The sequence below is a fragment of the Pseudomonas sp. 43(2021) genome (assembly GCF_017490805.1).
Classification (GTDB): Bacteria; Pseudomonadota; Gammaproteobacteria; order Pseudomonadales; family Pseudomonadaceae; genus Aquipseudomonas.
Map to the genome: position 1 here is coordinate 106379 of NZ_JAFGYJ010000003.1, position 14180 is coordinate 120558.

15 protein-coding genes are annotated in these 14180 nt (G+C 65.2%); 12 read left to right on the forward strand and 3 right to left on the reverse strand.

What is annotated here, in order from left to right; translation table 11 throughout:
• Positions 1–7 precede the first annotated feature (7 nt).
• The 3 genes from J5M71_RS03530 to J5M71_RS03540 all read right to left on the reverse strand — a co-directional run bounded on the left by J5M71_RS03530 (position 8) and on the right by J5M71_RS03540 (position 4722).
• On the reverse strand, positions 8–2761 hold the full coding sequence (locus J5M71_RS03530; protein ID WP_207829881.1) for a DUF6543 domain-containing protein: 2754 nt from the start codon (positions 2759–2761) through the stop codon (positions 8–10).
• A 69-nt stretch (positions 2762–2830) separates the two neighbouring features.
• Positions 2831–3169, reverse strand: coding sequence for an EscU/YscU/HrcU family type III secretion system export apparatus switch protein (locus J5M71_RS03535; RefSeq protein ID WP_207829897.1), 339 nt, complete (start codon positions 3167–3169; stop codon positions 2831–2833).
• A complete protein-coding gene (locus J5M71_RS03540) occupies positions 3166–4722 on the reverse strand; it encodes a flagellar hook-length control protein FliK (protein ID WP_207829899.1) in 1557 nt (518 codons plus the stop codon). The genes J5M71_RS03535 and J5M71_RS03540 overlap by 4 nt, the downstream gene beginning before the upstream one ends.
• Before the next feature lie 265 nt (positions 4723–4987).
• Here J5M71_RS03540 and ccmA point away from each other — a divergent pair, with 265 nt between their 5' ends.
• From ccmA to J5M71_RS03600, 12 genes are all read left to right on the forward strand, one after another.
• Positions 4988–5620 carry a cytochrome c biogenesis heme-transporting ATPase CcmA gene (gene ccmA, locus J5M71_RS03545; protein ID WP_207829901.1) on the forward strand — a complete coding sequence of 211 codons (633 nt, stop codon included), beginning with the start codon at positions 4988–4990 and terminating at the stop codon, positions 5618–5620.
• Positions 5617–6285, forward strand: coding sequence for a heme exporter protein CcmB (ccmB, locus tag J5M71_RS03550; RefSeq protein WP_064491604.1), 669 nt, complete (start codon positions 5617–5619; stop codon positions 6283–6285). The genes ccmA and ccmB overlap by 4 nt, the downstream gene beginning before the upstream one ends.
• A gap of 46 nt (positions 6286–6331) precedes the next feature.
• On the forward strand, positions 6332–7099 hold the full coding sequence (locus tag J5M71_RS03555; RefSeq protein ID WP_012273476.1) for a heme ABC transporter permease: 768 nt from the start codon (positions 6332–6334) through the stop codon (positions 7097–7099).
• Positions 7096–7272, forward strand: coding sequence for a heme exporter protein CcmD (gene ccmD / locus J5M71_RS03560; RefSeq protein ID WP_013973562.1), 177 nt, complete (start codon positions 7096–7098; stop codon positions 7270–7272). The genes J5M71_RS03555 and ccmD overlap by 4 nt, the downstream gene beginning before the upstream one ends.
• Positions 7269–7724, forward strand: a complete 456-nt coding sequence (gene ccmE, locus J5M71_RS03565; RefSeq protein WP_019096399.1) for a cytochrome c maturation protein CcmE — start codon at positions 7269–7271, stop codon at positions 7722–7724. Before ccmD ends, ccmE begins: the two co-directional genes overlap by 4 nt.
• Before the next feature lie 11 nt (positions 7725–7735).
• Positions 7736–9709, forward strand: coding sequence for a heme lyase CcmF/NrfE family subunit (locus J5M71_RS03570; RefSeq protein ID WP_015271186.1), 1974 nt, complete (start codon positions 7736–7738; stop codon positions 9707–9709).
• Positions 9706–10242 (forward strand): DsbE family thiol:disulfide interchange protein, encoded by a 537-nt coding sequence (locus J5M71_RS03575; protein ID WP_063912812.1) that lies wholly within the window; start codon positions 9706–9708, stop codon positions 10240–10242. Before J5M71_RS03570 ends, J5M71_RS03575 begins: the two co-directional genes overlap by 4 nt.
• Complete coding sequence (locus J5M71_RS03580; protein ID WP_207829904.1) at positions 10239–10727, forward strand: cytochrome c-type biogenesis protein; 489 nt, start codon at positions 10239–10241, stop codon at positions 10725–10727. The genes J5M71_RS03575 and J5M71_RS03580 overlap by 4 nt, the downstream gene beginning before the upstream one ends.
• Positions 10720–11910, forward strand: coding sequence for a c-type cytochrome biogenesis protein CcmI (ccmI, locus tag J5M71_RS03585; RefSeq protein WP_207829914.1), 1191 nt, complete (start codon positions 10720–10722; stop codon positions 11908–11910). The genes J5M71_RS03580 and ccmI overlap by 8 nt, the downstream gene beginning before the upstream one ends.
• 12 nt (positions 11911–11922) lie before the next feature.
• On the forward strand, positions 11923–12336 hold the full coding sequence (locus J5M71_RS03590) for a hypothetical protein (protein ID WP_207829939.1): 414 nt from the start codon (positions 11923–11925) through the stop codon (positions 12334–12336).
• 612 nt (positions 12337–12948) lie between these two features.
• The gene (locus J5M71_RS03595) at positions 12949–13146 is read left to right on the forward strand and encodes a hypothetical protein (protein WP_243434060.1); all 198 of its coding nucleotides are present in this window, start codon (positions 12949–12951) and stop codon (positions 13144–13146) included.
• A 51-nt stretch (positions 13147–13197) separates the two neighbouring features.
• Complete coding sequence (locus J5M71_RS03600) at positions 13198–14136, forward strand: 2-hydroxyacid dehydrogenase (protein WP_207829942.1); 939 nt, start codon at positions 13198–13200, stop codon at positions 14134–14136.
• Positions 14137–14180: the final 44 nt, after the last annotated feature.

Below are 14180 nucleotides of genomic sequence, written 5' to 3' on the forward strand. Positions count from 1 at the left end.
GCAAGGCTCACGTCCTGCTCCAGGAATGGTTGCCGCCTACCTTGGCAAAGCGGTTGAGTGGCAGCAGTTCATGCATGGCCTGCTGGCTGCCAGGCAGGTCGATGAAAGGGTGCTCGTTGATCCGCGGTGTGCCATAGAGGTTTATGACCTGGCGCAGGGTACGTAACCCAGGCAAGTGGCGGTCGACCACATCGCTGAGCATGGCCGGGCCCGTCAGGCGGCTGAGGCGGTTGGCGTAACGGTAGAAGTTTGCCGGGTCATCGGCGAGGCTGGGTTTGCTGTCGTAGAAGTCCGGGTTGGTCTGGAAGCGTGCGAGCATCTCTTCGGAAATGGCTTCCAGCGTCGGGTTGCCGGGGTGGCTACCGATCAGGCTGGTGTTGTACAGGCAGTTCATGCCCATCTTTTCATTGGACATGGGCGGTGCCAGCAACAGGCCGTCGGGCGTTGTGCGCAACTCCACCTGATCGATGGCTTCGCCAGGGCTGCCGGCGGGATGCCCGTCGATGACCTGCGGGTACTCCCCGGGGGCGAGCAGGGTATCGTCCACGTCCATGTACACCCCCCCTTCGTGGTGCAACATCGGGTAGCGCAGCACATCGGATGCCGAGGCATAGTTGGTGGCGATCCCGCCGTTGCCGTCCAGCGCGGCATCGTACTGCGCGTAGTACCTGCTCTGGCGAAAAGCCCTGAAAAACGCCTGCTCCTCCAGTGGCAACACTTGCAGGCCGGGGGCCTGCCGGGCCAGCAGGTGCAGGTTTTCGGCGTAGGCTTCGGGCGCGGCGCTGGAAAGGAACAGCCGCAGGGTATATTCGCTGCCTTTCAGTCGCTCGGCATTCTGGCCCAGGTTGGCCAGCAATTGCGCGCTGAGGCGCTTGTCGCCAACCCACAGGCAGGTGATCCTCTTCGGGATCGGGTAACGGTTGGCAGCCAGCGTCGGGGCATGCACCGGGAGGGGAAGGTCGATACCCAACGCCCGCAGGCTGCGGGTGCGCATGGCGTTGGTGACGGTGCGGGAAACGGGGGCCGGGATCAGGTCCCTGCTGCCAGCGGTGGCCATGTAGCCGACCGGATCGACCTCGTTGAGGTCGTCCTCGCGGATGAAGACGTCCCGTTCCATGTCATAGACCACCCGGTCGCTGTAGCCGTCGATTTGCGCTTCCAGCATGTCGAAGCCGCTGTCATAGCGAGGTACCCGTATGACCGAGTCGGCGATGGCCTGGTCACCTTCGGGCAATGGCATGATCGAGTCCGGGATGTGGAAATAACGGGCACCTTCCGGCGACGGTATGCGCGGTGGCGAGACCGGACTCAACGGGTAGCCGATCTGTTCGTTCAACCGTATGGGCGGCACGAATACATCGCTTTTGAACACAAACAAGGCCTTTGCCTGGTTGGCACCTGCCATTGCCAGCGGCAGGGCGTTGAACAGGCCCCAGGTAATATTGCCAATGCCGGCCTGCCTTTGCTGCAGCGTCTTGCCATTGATTGCCTGGTCAAGCCCCAGGCCCAGTTGCGCGATGCCGCCCATCGCCAGGAGGGGGGCCAGCCCTGGCACCACCAGGCACAAAGGCGCCAGCAGGTTGAGCGTGGTGGTCAGGTAGCCGAGCCAGCGGGCCTTGCTGACCTGGCTGTCGCGGCTAATCAGGAAGTCCGCATCTTCGTAGCTGCGTTGGCGCTGGCGTTCGGCTAGCGCCTGGAACAGGTCACCCTCGATCCTGGGGTTGTACTTGCCGGGCCGGTAATTGACGTAGGTGCGGGGTGGCCAGGTACCGTCGTCGTTGAAGAAACCGTGTTCGGGGGGAAGCGAGTGTTGGCTCGGGTAGGCGCCCAGGCCCTCCAGGGCGGTGTCCAGGCCGCTGAAGTCGATGCCTTGCGGAAGGTCGGCGAGGCGGAAATGCTGTTTGAGTGCCTGGCGCCTGGCGGGGTCTTTGCACTGCTGGCCGACCCAGTCCTTCAGGTGGTTTTCGCTGGCGAACTCCAGCAGGGGTGAGCTGTTGCCGGGCACGTATAGCACGGTCAGGTCGCTGGTGGCGTCGTTCAGGTAGAGGATGTCGGTGGCGGCGTAGCCATAGATGTTCAGCGTGCTCTTGCGCAGCTTTGCGCCAGCTGGCATCAGCCCTGCGGCTTGCCAGACGAGTCTTCTGGCCGCTTCACCAAGGCTGCCTTCGCCGACCTGCTTGTTGCAGGCCGCGATGAAATTGAGTTTGCAGGCCAGCCGGTGGTCTTGCAGGTGTTCGCCCCAGTAGCGGTCCAGCTGGGCTTTGAATGGCATGTGGAAGTCCAGTGCCTCGATGAAGCGCTGGAAGGCTTCAGCGGCGATCGGCAGGTGGGTCGAGGCGTCATAGCGCTGCGGTGTGGTGCGACGGAACAGCCCATTGAACACCTCGAATGCGGTGCCGTAAGCGTTGAAAGCTGGCGCTGGCAGGGTCTCGACCAGGTGCAGCGGCTGGTCGGGCAGGGTGCCGGCCCAGGGAGCATGGAACAAGGCGCCGAACAGGTCGTTGTTGGACGCTCCCTGCCAGTTGCCCAGCAATGCCTGGGTCAGGCTGACGCATTGGCTGACCGCCGCCAGGTAGCGGGCCGGGCCATCGGGGCGGTAGTGCAGGGTCACGACGTCGATCTGGTCGGGGTCGAGATCAAAGCCCTGCTGCGCCAGCCATTGCCGGATCGCCCGGTTGGCTTCGCGGTCCGGGCGCGGCACGTGGCTCAAGTGGTCGCGGACGTAGCTCACGCCGGCGGTGTTGATGTGGCTTGGAGACATGCGGTTTACCTTGCTCATCGGAGAAAATGGCAAGGCTGAACGGCTGGCGCTGGCGAAGGTGGTAGATAACTACCGGTCGGCTGGTGGCAGCAGGGCGGTAACGGGGGTGATGTCCCGTGGTGCAGCGGGTTCGTCGCTGAAGCCGGCGGGCACCTTGCCGCGCAGCTGCCAGGCAAAGGCGATGATTTCGGCAATCGTCAGGTACAGTGCTTCCGGGATCTGTTCGCCCAGCTCCAGGCGCGCCAGCAGGCGCACCAGCTCGGCGTTTTCGTAGATCGGCACCTCGTGTTCGCGGGCCAGGGCCAGGATGGCTTCGGCCAGCGCGTCGTCGCCCTTGGCGCTGAGGGTCGGGGCCTGCTGGCCATCGTAGCTCAGGGCGATGGCCTGGCGTGTGTGCTTCTGAGTCATGCGTTTTCATCCACCCAGCGTTGTTCTACCCGTGTGCGCGGGCCTTGTGGCGGTATGCCGGGGTGGCATTCCAGGTCGCCAACGTCCAGGCCGCGGGCCAGCAGGCGTTCACGCAGGGCACCGAGCTGGGTGTCGATGAGCCGGGCGGTTTGTTCGCGTTCTGCCCACAGTTGCCCGCTCAGGCGGCCCTGGCTCAGTTGTGCCTGCACCTGCAACGGGCCAAGGGGCGACAGGTCGAAGGCCAGTTCGATACGCCACAAGGCTTGCAGCGGGTCTTGCACGTCGTGCTGGCGGTCGGCCTGCTGTTGTGGCGTTTCCTCGCGCTGCAGCTTGACCTGCAACGGGATGAACTCCTGGCCGTGACGGATCGGCACTTCGGTTTGCCAGGTGGTCTGCAGGTTGCCGTTTTCCAGGGTGCCGGTTTGTTGCAGGCTGCTCATGGCATGGCTTTGCAGGCGCGATACGGCAGCGGCGGCCAGGCGCAGCAGTTGTTGCAGGTCGCCTTCGTCCTCCATGGCCTTGAGCAGGCGCGACGGCAGCGGGAATGCGCCCGGCTGCGGCTTGGGGCTGACCCGTTCGAGCATGCCCAGCGCGCTGCGGGCCAGGGCCGGCATGGTAACGGCCAGGCTGGCGGGCGCCAGGTTGGGCGCCCCGGGTACGCTTGCCGGCGTGATGGTGATCAGCCGCAGCAAGTGGGCCTTGAGGTCGGTGGCGACGCTGGCCGGGAAACCGCCCAGCAGTTTGGCTTCGAGAAAGGCACCGCTGTTGTTCAGGGCCTGCGCCACTGCCTTGGCATCACCCAGTTGCCGGGCTTCTGGCAGGCTCGCCAGCAGGCGTTCGGCGCTGGCTCGCAATTCGCCATCGGCGCCCGGGTCGCGGGCCACCTGTTGCAGGGCATTGAGCAGGCCGGGCAGCGAAGCCTGGCGGTTTTGCTGGGTCAGCAGCTGCTGGGCAATGCTGAGCTGGTCCTGGCGGCCGCTGAGCGGTACGAAACGCAACGACTGGTCGCCCTGCACCAGCGCGCTGAGCAGGCTGCCGACGGCCAGCGGTCGCGGGCTGTCCACGCTCAGGGTTGCGCCCGCCTGGGCACTGTTGAGCAGGCTGACCAGCGCCCGGTAGACGGCGGGCTGGCCGGGTGTTTGGGCCAGCGCCTGGTTGGTCAGGACCTTGCCCTGCAGCAGGGTGCCGACCGGCACCTTGCTGGTGTCCAGGCGGGTGAGGGTGGCGACCTGGCTGGCGCTGGCCTGCTGCAGCATGACCGCCAGGCGATTGCTTTCGGTCTGGCTGACCGTGACCTGGCTACCTTGGGGCAGGGGCTGGCTGGCGCTGGCTTGCAGCTGGGTCTGGGTGCCGTTGGCCTGAATCAGTCGCAGTACCAGCTGGAAGTCCTGGCCCACCTGGCGTAACGACATGACCTCGGCCTGCGCGGTCTCGCCGGGGGCCATCAATCCGGGCTGCGGTTGCGTCAGGCGTAGCAGTTCGCCGGTCATGCCCGCCTTGAGAGCCTGGGGGCTGATCGCGGTTTGTGCGCCGAGACTATTGATTTCAGTCATGATTGTATACAACCTGTCGAACCCGCCCTCTTGGCAGCGCGGCGGTGCGTGTAATAATGCCGACCGTCCGTCGTTGCCAGTATAACGGCAGCGAGGGGGGCGACTTGAGATACAGGGCTTCAGGGCTGTGTCGCCTGCTTCGCGGGTGAACCCGCTCCCACAAGGTTTTGCGCAGCTTTCAAGCCCTGCGTTGAACCTGTGGGAGCGGGTTTACCCGCGAAGCAGGCGACACCGCTCTGGAACCCTACAAAGATAAGGCGAAACCGTGACCCTTCACCTCCAAGCCGCGGGCCTGGCCTGCGAGCGCGACTGGCGCCTGCTGTTCGAGCATCTCGCTTTCGAGCTGCGGCCGGGCGACATGCTGCAGATCAGCGGCCCCAACGGCAGCGGCAAGACCAGCCTGCTGCGCCTGCTGGCCGGCTTGATGCAGCCGACGGCCGGGCAGATCCTGCTGGGCGGCAGGCCACTGGCCGAGCAGCGCCACGCCCTGGCCAGCATCCTGCTGTGGATCGGCCACGCCGCCGGCATCAAGGACCTGCTCACCGCCGAAGAGAACCTTACCTGGCTGTGCGCCCTGCACCAGCCGGCCAGCCGCGAGGCAATCTGGGCGGCACTGGCGGCCGTCGGCCTGCGTGGTTTCGAAGATGTGCCCTGCCACACCCTGTCTGCCGGCCAGCAGCGCCGCGTGGCCCTGGCCCGGCTGTACCTGGCCAGCCCGCCGCTGTGGATCCTCGACGAACCGTTCACCGCCCTCGACAAGCAGGGCGTGGCGCAGCTCGAAGCGCACCTGGCGGCCCACTGCGAGCAGGGTGGCACAGTGGTGCTGACCACCCACCACACGCTGGAACGCAAGCCCTCCGGATACCGTGAACTGAACCTGGGGCAATGGGCGGCATGAGCGTATTCATCCTGTTGTTGCGCCGCGAAGCGCGCCTGTTGTTCCGCCGCCCGGCCGAGCTGGCCAACCCGTTGGTGTTCTTCGCTATCGTGGTTGCCTTGTTCCCGCTGGCGGTCGGCCCGGAAAGCCAATTGTTGCAAACCTTGTCGCCGGGCCTGGTCTGGGTGGCGGCACTGTTGGCAGTGCTGCTGTCGCTGGACGGCCTGTTCCGCAGCGACTTCGAGGACGGCTCGCTGGAGCAGTGGGTGCTGTCGCCGCACCCGTTGCCGCTGCTGGTGCTGGCCAAGGTGCTGGCGCACTGGATCTTTTCCGGGCTGGCGCTGGTATTGTTGGCGCCGCTGCTGGCGCTGATGCTGGGGCTGCCGAGCCATTGCCTGCCGGTGCTGCTGGGCTCGCTGCTGCTGGGCACGCCGGTGCTGAGCCTGCTGGGCGCGGTGGGCGCGGCGCTGACAGTCGGTCTGAAGCGCGGCGGTTTGCTGCTGGCATTGCTGATTCTGCCGTTGTATATCCCTGTATTGATCCTGGGCAGTGGTGCGTTGCAAGCGGCGTTGCAGAATATGCCGGCAACCGGCCACCTGCTCTGGCTCGCCAGCCTGACGGCCCTGGCCGTGACCCTGGCACCCTTTGCGATAGCGGCCGGCCTGAAGATCAGCGTCGGCGAATAACGAGTCCCGGGCTTTCAAGCCCGGCCAACACCCTGGATGTACCCTGATGAAAATAAGCTGGACGTGGTTCCACAAGCTGGGCTCTCCCAAATGGTTCTATGCCATCAGCGGCCGCATGCTGCCGTGGCTTGCCGGCGCAGCCGTGCTCCTGCTGCTGGTGGGCATCACCTGGGGCCTGGCCTTCGCTCCCCAGGACTACCAGCAAGGCAACAGCTTCCGCATCATCTACATCCACGTGCCGGCGGCGATGCTGGCGCAGTCCTGCTATGTGCTGCTGGCAGTGGCCGGGGTGGTGGGGCTGGTGTGGAAGATGAAACTGGCCGACGTCGCCTTGCAATGCGCCGCACCGATCGGTGCCTGGATGACCGCCGTGGCGCTGGTCACCGGCGCCATCTGGGGCAAGCCGACCTGGGGTAGCTGGTGGGTCTGGGATGCTCGCCTTACGTCCATGCTCATCCTGCTGTTCCTGTACTTCGGCATCATTGCGCTGGGCCAGGCAATCAGTAATCGTGACAGTGCAGCCAAGGCCTGTGCGGTACTGGCGATTGTCGGTGTGGTGAACATCCCGATCATCAAGTACTCGGTGGAGTGGTGGAACACCCTGCACCAGGGGGCCACCTTCACCCTCACGGAAAAACCGGCGATGCCCGCGGAAATGTGGCTGCCGCTGCTGTGCACGGCGCTGGGCTTCTACTGCTTCTTTGGCGCGGTGCTGTTGCTGCGCATGCGCCTTGAAGTGCTCAAGCGCGAGGCGCGCGCCAGTTGGGTCAAGGACGAAGTATTGAACAGCCTGGGGCGGAGGGCCGCACAATGAGTTTTGCCACCTTCGGTGACTTTCTCGCCATGGGCCACCATGGCCTGTACGTGTGGACGGCCTATGGCATCTGCCTGGCGGTGCTGGCGCTGAACGTCGCCGCGCCCGTGCTGGCCCGCCGTCGCTACCTGCAAGATGAGGCGCGCCGTTTGCGCCGGGAGAACAACCAGTGAATCCGCAGCGCAAGAAACGCCTGTTGCTCATCGTCGGCCTGCTGGTCGGCGTCGGGGTTGCCGTCGGCTTTGCCTTGAGCGCATTGCAGCAGAACATCAACCTGTTCTACACCCCGACCCAGATCGCCAACGGCGAGGCGCCGCTGGACACCCGCATCCGCGCCGGCGGCATGGTCGAGAAAGGCTCGGTGCAGCGTTCGTCCGATTCGCTGGACGTGCGCTTCGTGGTCACCGACTTCAACAAGTCGGTACCGATTACCTACCGTGGCATCCTCCCCGACCTGTTCCGCGAAGGGCAGGGCATCGTCGCCCTTGGCAAGCTCAACGCCGACGGTGTGGTGGTGGCCGATGAAGTACTGGCCAAGCACGACGAGAAGTACATGCCGCCCGAGGTCACCAAGGCGCTGAAGGAAAGCGGCCAGGCCGCCACCGGCGGGGAGGCCAAACCATGAACGCGGCGCTGGTGATCCCCGAACTCGGCCAGCTGGCGATGATCCTGGCGATCTGCTTTGCCGCCGTGCAGGCCAGCGTGCCGCTGCTCGGTGCCTGGCGTGGCGACAGCCTGTGGATGAGCCTGGCGCGGCCGGCGGCATGGGGGCAGTTCGCCTTCCTGGCTTTTGCCTTCGCCTGCCTCACCCATGCCTTCATGACCGACAACTTCTCGGTCGCCTATGTGGCCAGCAACTCCAACAGCGCCTTGCCCTGGTACTACAAGTTCAGCGCCGTGTGGGGCGCCCACGAAGGTTCGCTGCTGCTGTGGGCGCTGATCCTCGGCGGCTGGACCTTCGCCGTGTCGGTATTCTCGCGGCAGTTGCCGCAGGTGATGCTGGCCCGCGTGCTGGCGGTAATGGGCATGATCAGCGTGGGCTTCCTGAGCTTCCTGATCATCACCTCCAACCCGTTCCAGCGCTTGCTGCCGCAGGTGCCGACCGATGGCCGTGACCTCAACCCGCTGCTGCAGGACTTTGGCCTGATCGTCCACCCGCCGATGCTGTACATGGGCTACGTCGGTTTCTCGGTGGCCTTCGCCTTTGCCATCGCCGCCTTGCTCGGCGGCCGCCTGGACGCCGCCTGGGCGCGCTGGTCGCGGCCCTGGACCATCGTTGCCTGGGCCTTCCTCGGCGTCGGCATTACCTTGGGCTCGTGGTGGGCCTACTATGAACTGGGCTGGGGTGGCTGGTGGTTCTGGGACCCGGTGGAAAACGCCTCGTTCATGCCTTGGCTGGTGGGCACGGCGCTGATCCACTCGCTTGCGGTGACCGAGAAGCGCGGGGTGTTCAAGAGCTGGACCGTGCTGCTGGCAATTGCCGCGTTCTCGCTGAGCCTGCTGGGTACCTTCCTGGTGCGTTCCGGTGTGCTGACCTCGGTGCACGCGTTTGCCGCCGACCCGTCGCGGGGCATTTTCATCCTGATCTTCCTGCTGTTCGTGGTCGGTGGTTCGCTCACCCTGTTCGCCCTGCGCGCACCGGTGGTCAAGAGCCAGGTCGGCTTTGCCCTGTGGTCGCGCGAGACACTGCTGCTGGCCAATAACCTGGTGCTGGTAGTGGCGGCCTCGATGATTCTGCTCGGCACCCTGTACCCACTGGTGCTCGATGCGCTGACCGGGGCCAAGCTGTCGGTCGGCCCACCGTATTTCGATGCCTTGTTCCTGCCGCTGATGGCGCTGCTGATGGTGGTGCTGGGCGTGGGCGTGGTGGTGCGCTGGAAAGACACCCCCGGCAAATGGCTGGCCAGCATGATGACCCCGGTGCTGCTTGGCAGCGCCATCCTTGCGCCGGTGGCGGGCTTTATCGTCGACGACTTCGACTGGCCGACCCTGACCGCCTTCGCCCTGGCTGCCTGGGTGGTGCTGGGCGGGCTGCGCGACATACTCGACAAGACCCGCCACAAAGGCCTGCTCAAGGGCCTGCCCGGCCTGGGCCGCAGCTACTGGGGCATGCAGCTGGCGCACCTGGGCCTGGCGGTGTGCGCGCTGGGCGTGGTGCTGTCGAGCAACAACAGTGCCGAACGCGACCTGCGCATGGCGCCGGGCGAGAGCGTGGAGCTGGGCGGCTACCACTTCCTGTTCCAGGGGGCGAGGCACTTCGAAGGGCCGAACTTCATTTCCGACAAGGGCACTGTGGTGGTCAGCCGCGATGGCCGTGAAGTGACCACCCTGCACCCGGAAAAACGCCTGTATACCGTGCAGCAGTCGATGATGACCGAAGCCGGTATCGATGCCGGCTTTACCCGTGACCTGTATGTCGCCCTCGGCGAACCGCTGGAGAACGGCGCCTGGGCGGTGCGCGTACATATCAAGCCTTACGTCCGCTGGATCTGGCTGGGTGGTCTGCTGACCGGCCTGGGCGGGTTGCTGGCGGCCCTCGACCGGCGCTATCGCGTCAAGGTCAAGACCCGGGTGCGTGATGCCCTGGGCGTGTCTGGAGCAGCTGCATGAAGCGTTGGATCATGGTAGTCCCCCTGGCGGTATTCCTGCTGGTGGCGGTGTTCCTCTACAAGGGGCTTTTCCTCAAGCCCGACGAGCTGCCCTCGGCAATGATCGGCAAGCCTTTCCCGGCGTTTTCCCTGGCCTCGACCCAGGGCGACCGTACCCTGACCGAGGCCGACTTGCAGGGCCGCCCGGCACTGGTCAACGTGTGGGCCACCTGGTGCCCGTCGTGCAAGGTCGAGCACCCGTACCTGAACCAGCTGGCCCAGCAAGGCGTGGTGATCCACGGCGTCAACTACAAGGACGACAATGCGGCAGCCCTGAAGTGGCTGGCAGAGTTCCACAACCCCTACCAGCTGGACATTCGTGACGAGCAGGGCAGCCTGGGCCTGGACCTGGGCGTTTATGGCGCGCCGGAAACCTTCCTGATCGATGCCAAGGGCATCATCCGCTACAAGCACGTGGGCGTGGTCGATGCCACGGTCTGGCGTGAGCAGCTGGCGCCGCTGTACCAGGGTCTGGTCGACGAGGCCAAGCCATGAAGCGGGGGTTGGCAGCTGCCATGCTGGGGCTCTTCATCGGGTTGAGCCTGGCTGGCGTGGCCAAGGCGGCCATCGACACCTACCAGTTCCGCGACGATGCCGAGCGTGAGCGCTACCAGCAACTGACCAAGGAACTGCGTTGCCCCAAGTGCCAGAACCAGGATATCGCCGACTCCAATGCGCCAATTGCCGCCGACCTGCGCCGGGAAATCTTCCGCATGCTCGGCGAGGGCAAGAGCAACCAGCAGATCGTCGACTTCATGGTTGACCGCTATGGCGACTTCGTGCGCTACAAGCCGGCGCTCAGCGGGCGCACCTGGCTGCTGTGGTTCGGCCCGGGGATTTTGCTGGCCGGTGGTTTCGTGGTGCTGGCGCTGATCGTGCGCCGGCGCCGCAGTGCGGCCGTGCAGGGCGCCAATGAGTTGTCCGCCGAAGAACGCGAGCGTCTCGCCAAACTGCTGGAAAAAGAACAGACCCATGATTGAATTCTGGCTTAGCGCGGGCCTGCTGCTGCTCGCTGCCCTCAGCTTCCTGCTGATCCCGATCCTGCGTGGCCGTAGCCGTCAGCTGGAAGAAGACCGCACCGCCCTGAACGTGGCCCTGTACCAGGAACGCGTCGCCGAACTGGCTGCCCAGGAGGCCGCTGGCGTGCTCGACGAGGCGCAGATGGCCAAGGGCCGTGACGAGGCCGCCCGTGAGCTGCTGGCCGATACCGAAGGTGCCGAGCCCCCGCGCCAGGGCCACCTGGGCAAGGCCCTGCCGTTGCTGGCGGCGCTGCTGGTACCGCTGCTGGCATTGGGGCTGTACCTGCATTTTGGCGCAGCCGACAAGGTGCAACTGACCCAGGAGTTTGCCGAGGCGCCCAAGTCGATGGAAGAAATGACTGCCCGCCTTGAACGGGTAGTGCAGGCCCAGCCGGATTCGGCCGAGGCCATGTATTTCCTGGGCCGCGCCTATATGGCCGAGCAACGCCCCGCCGATGCTGCGCGTACCTTCGAGCGCGCCGTAGCCCTGGCCGGTCGCCAGCCCGAATTGCTCGGGCAGTGGGCACAGGCGCTGTACTTCGCCGCTGACAAGCAGTGGAGCCCGCAGTTGCAGGCGCTGACTGACGAGGCGCTGAAAGCCGACTCCAACGAAGTGACCAGCCTCGGTCTGCGTGGTATCGCCGCCTTCGAGGGTGAGCGTTACCAGGAGGCCATCGATTACTGGAAGCGCCTGCTGGCGCAGTTGCCGGAAGGCGATGCGTCGCGTGCGGCGTTGCAGGGCGGCATCGACCGTGCTGCCGAGCGCCTGGGTGGATCGCCAGGGCAGGCTACGGCGCCGGTGGCGGCTCGCTTGAAGGTGCGCGTGGAACTGGCGGCGGCGCTGAAGGACAAGGTCAAGCCGGACGACACGGTGTTCATTTTCGCCCGCGCCAGCAATGGCCCGCCCATGCCGCTGGCGGCCAAACGGGTGACCGTGGCGCAGTTGCCGATCGAGGTGGAATTGTCCGATGCTGACGCCATGATGCCGCAGATGAAACTGTCGGACTTTGCCGAAGTCCAACTCGTTGCACGTGTATCACGCGCTGGCCAGCCAACCCATGGCGAGTGGATTGGCCAGGGCACACCAATGCCCAGCGCCACCCAGGCCATTCAGCACCTGACCATCGACAGCCCCGATCCGTAAGAGAGCAATACCATGCACAGCATCGTCCGCCTGACCCTGATCACCCTGGCCCTGGGTTTGTCTGCGTGTACGGTGCATGAGCCGTACGAGCAGCCCGCACCACCGATCGAACGCCTGCCGCCGCAGCCGGGGCCAGCGGTCAAGCCCTTGCCGGACCGGCAGCCGGCCCCGAGCAAGCCTGCGGCTACGCCCAAGCCGATGCCACGCACCTCGGCCAGCTTCGCGCCGCCACCGGGCGGGGCGAGCCATTGGGACCCGAAGCTGGGCGTGTATGTGCTGGAGAAGAAGCCCAATACCTTCTACCGCCAGCGGACCTACTACCGCTTCGACAACGGCTGGAGCTGGTCGCTGAGCCCGGATGGTCCGTGGCAGGAAACTGACAGTAGCGGTGTACCCGGTGGCCTGGGGCGTGCGTTCGCCCAATAACTGCAACGGTGCTTTTGCTTTTGCTTTTGCTTTGCTTCTAAGCGCGCGACAGTTCAGGCGCCGCCGATTGCGACTTCAGGAGGCCGAGCGAAGGGCTTGCGGAGGGAGGTGACGGGCATGGATGCCCGTCAAGCGCTGAGGCCCCATGGATGGGGCCTGCAGCGCGTACTCCCGGCAGCAAGCCCGTAGCGAGGGGACCCCGTAGCGCAGCGGAGGGGCCGGATGATGGGAGCGCAGCGTTTTTTGGTTACCTTTTTGTCGCGTTTGGCAAAAAGTGACCCGCCGTAAGGGCGGAAAGGTGACTTGGCGCCACCGGCTTGAATGAATGTCTACTCGATGTGAATGCCCACATCCAAAAAGCCAAAAAGCCAAAAAGCTTAAGCGACGGTTTTGATATAGCGAACAGTCCATTTACGATGGCGACGCTTACTCACCTTTTCGCCCTTACGGCGAGTCACTTTTTGCCAAACGCGGCAAAAAGTAACCAAAAAACGCTGCGCTCCCATCATCCGGCCCCTACGCTGCGCTCCGGGGTCCCCTCGCGCCGGTCTTGCTCCCGGGAGTACGCGCTGCAGGCCCCATCCATGGGGCCTCAGCGCTTGACGGGCATCCATGCCCGTCACCTCCCTCCGCAATACCTCTGCTCGGCCTCCTGAAGTCGCGAAGATCAAGATCAAGATCAAGATCAAGATCAACGGCAAGATCAAGATCAAGATCAAGATCAAGAGCAAGAGCAAGAGCAAGAGCAAGAGCAAGAGCATGCGCGGAGCTAAGCAGAACAGTGCAGTTTCACCTCGTTATTTCGGTTGACTGTACTGGCCAGTGACTCCGCATAATGCCCCTTCAAGAAATGGAGGTGGCATGCACAAGACTGTCCTGGTGCTGGTGGAAACCGTCGACGACTACCTGCCCCTGCTGGAGCAGGCCGGCTACCGCTTGATCCGTGCCCCCTCGCCGCAACTTCGGGCCGAGGCCATCCAGCGCCATGCCCATGAAATCGAGGCCGTGCTCACCCGCGGCCCGCTGGGCCTGACTGGCGGCGAAATCGACGCTCTGCCCAAACTGCAGATCATCTGCGTGATCGGTGCCGGCTACGAGCAGGTCGACCTGGCCGCCGCCGCTGCGCGCGGCATCACCGTCACCAACGGCGCCGGGGCCAATGCCGAGGCGGTCGCCGACCACGCCCTTGCCCTGCTGCTGGCGCTGTTGCGCGACATTCCCCGCGCCGATGCCAGTACCCGCCGGGGCGAATGGAACCGGGTGATCAGCCCCTCGGTGAGTGGCAAGCGCCTGGGCATTCTCGGCCTTGGTGCGGTGGGGCTGGCGATCGCCAGGCGCGCCCATCTGGGCTTCGCCATGCCCGTCAGCTACCACAGCCGCACGCCGCGCCAGGATGTGCCCTACACCTGGTACGACAGCCCGCTGCACCTGGCCGATGCCGTTGACATCCTGGTGGTGGCCACCCCCGGCGGTGCCAACACTCGCCACCTGGTCGATACCCAAGTGCTCGAGGCACTGGGGGCCGAGGGCTACCTGGTGAATATCGCCCGTGCCAGCGTGGTCGACACCCAGGCCCTGGTGACCGCGCTGCAGCACGGCCGGCTGGCGGGTGCGGCACTGGATGTGTTCGATGACGAGCCGGCTGTGCCCGATGCCCTCAAGGCGCTCGGCAACACCGTCCTCACGCCCCATGTGGCCGGCCAGTCGCCGGAGGCAGCGCGCGACACGGTGGCCCTGGTGCTGCGCAACCTGCAGGCGTTCTTTGCCGGTGAAGCCGTGTTGACCCCGGTACGCCAATAACCCTTTTTCATACATTTGCCTGGCCGTGATCGGGCAACAAGGAG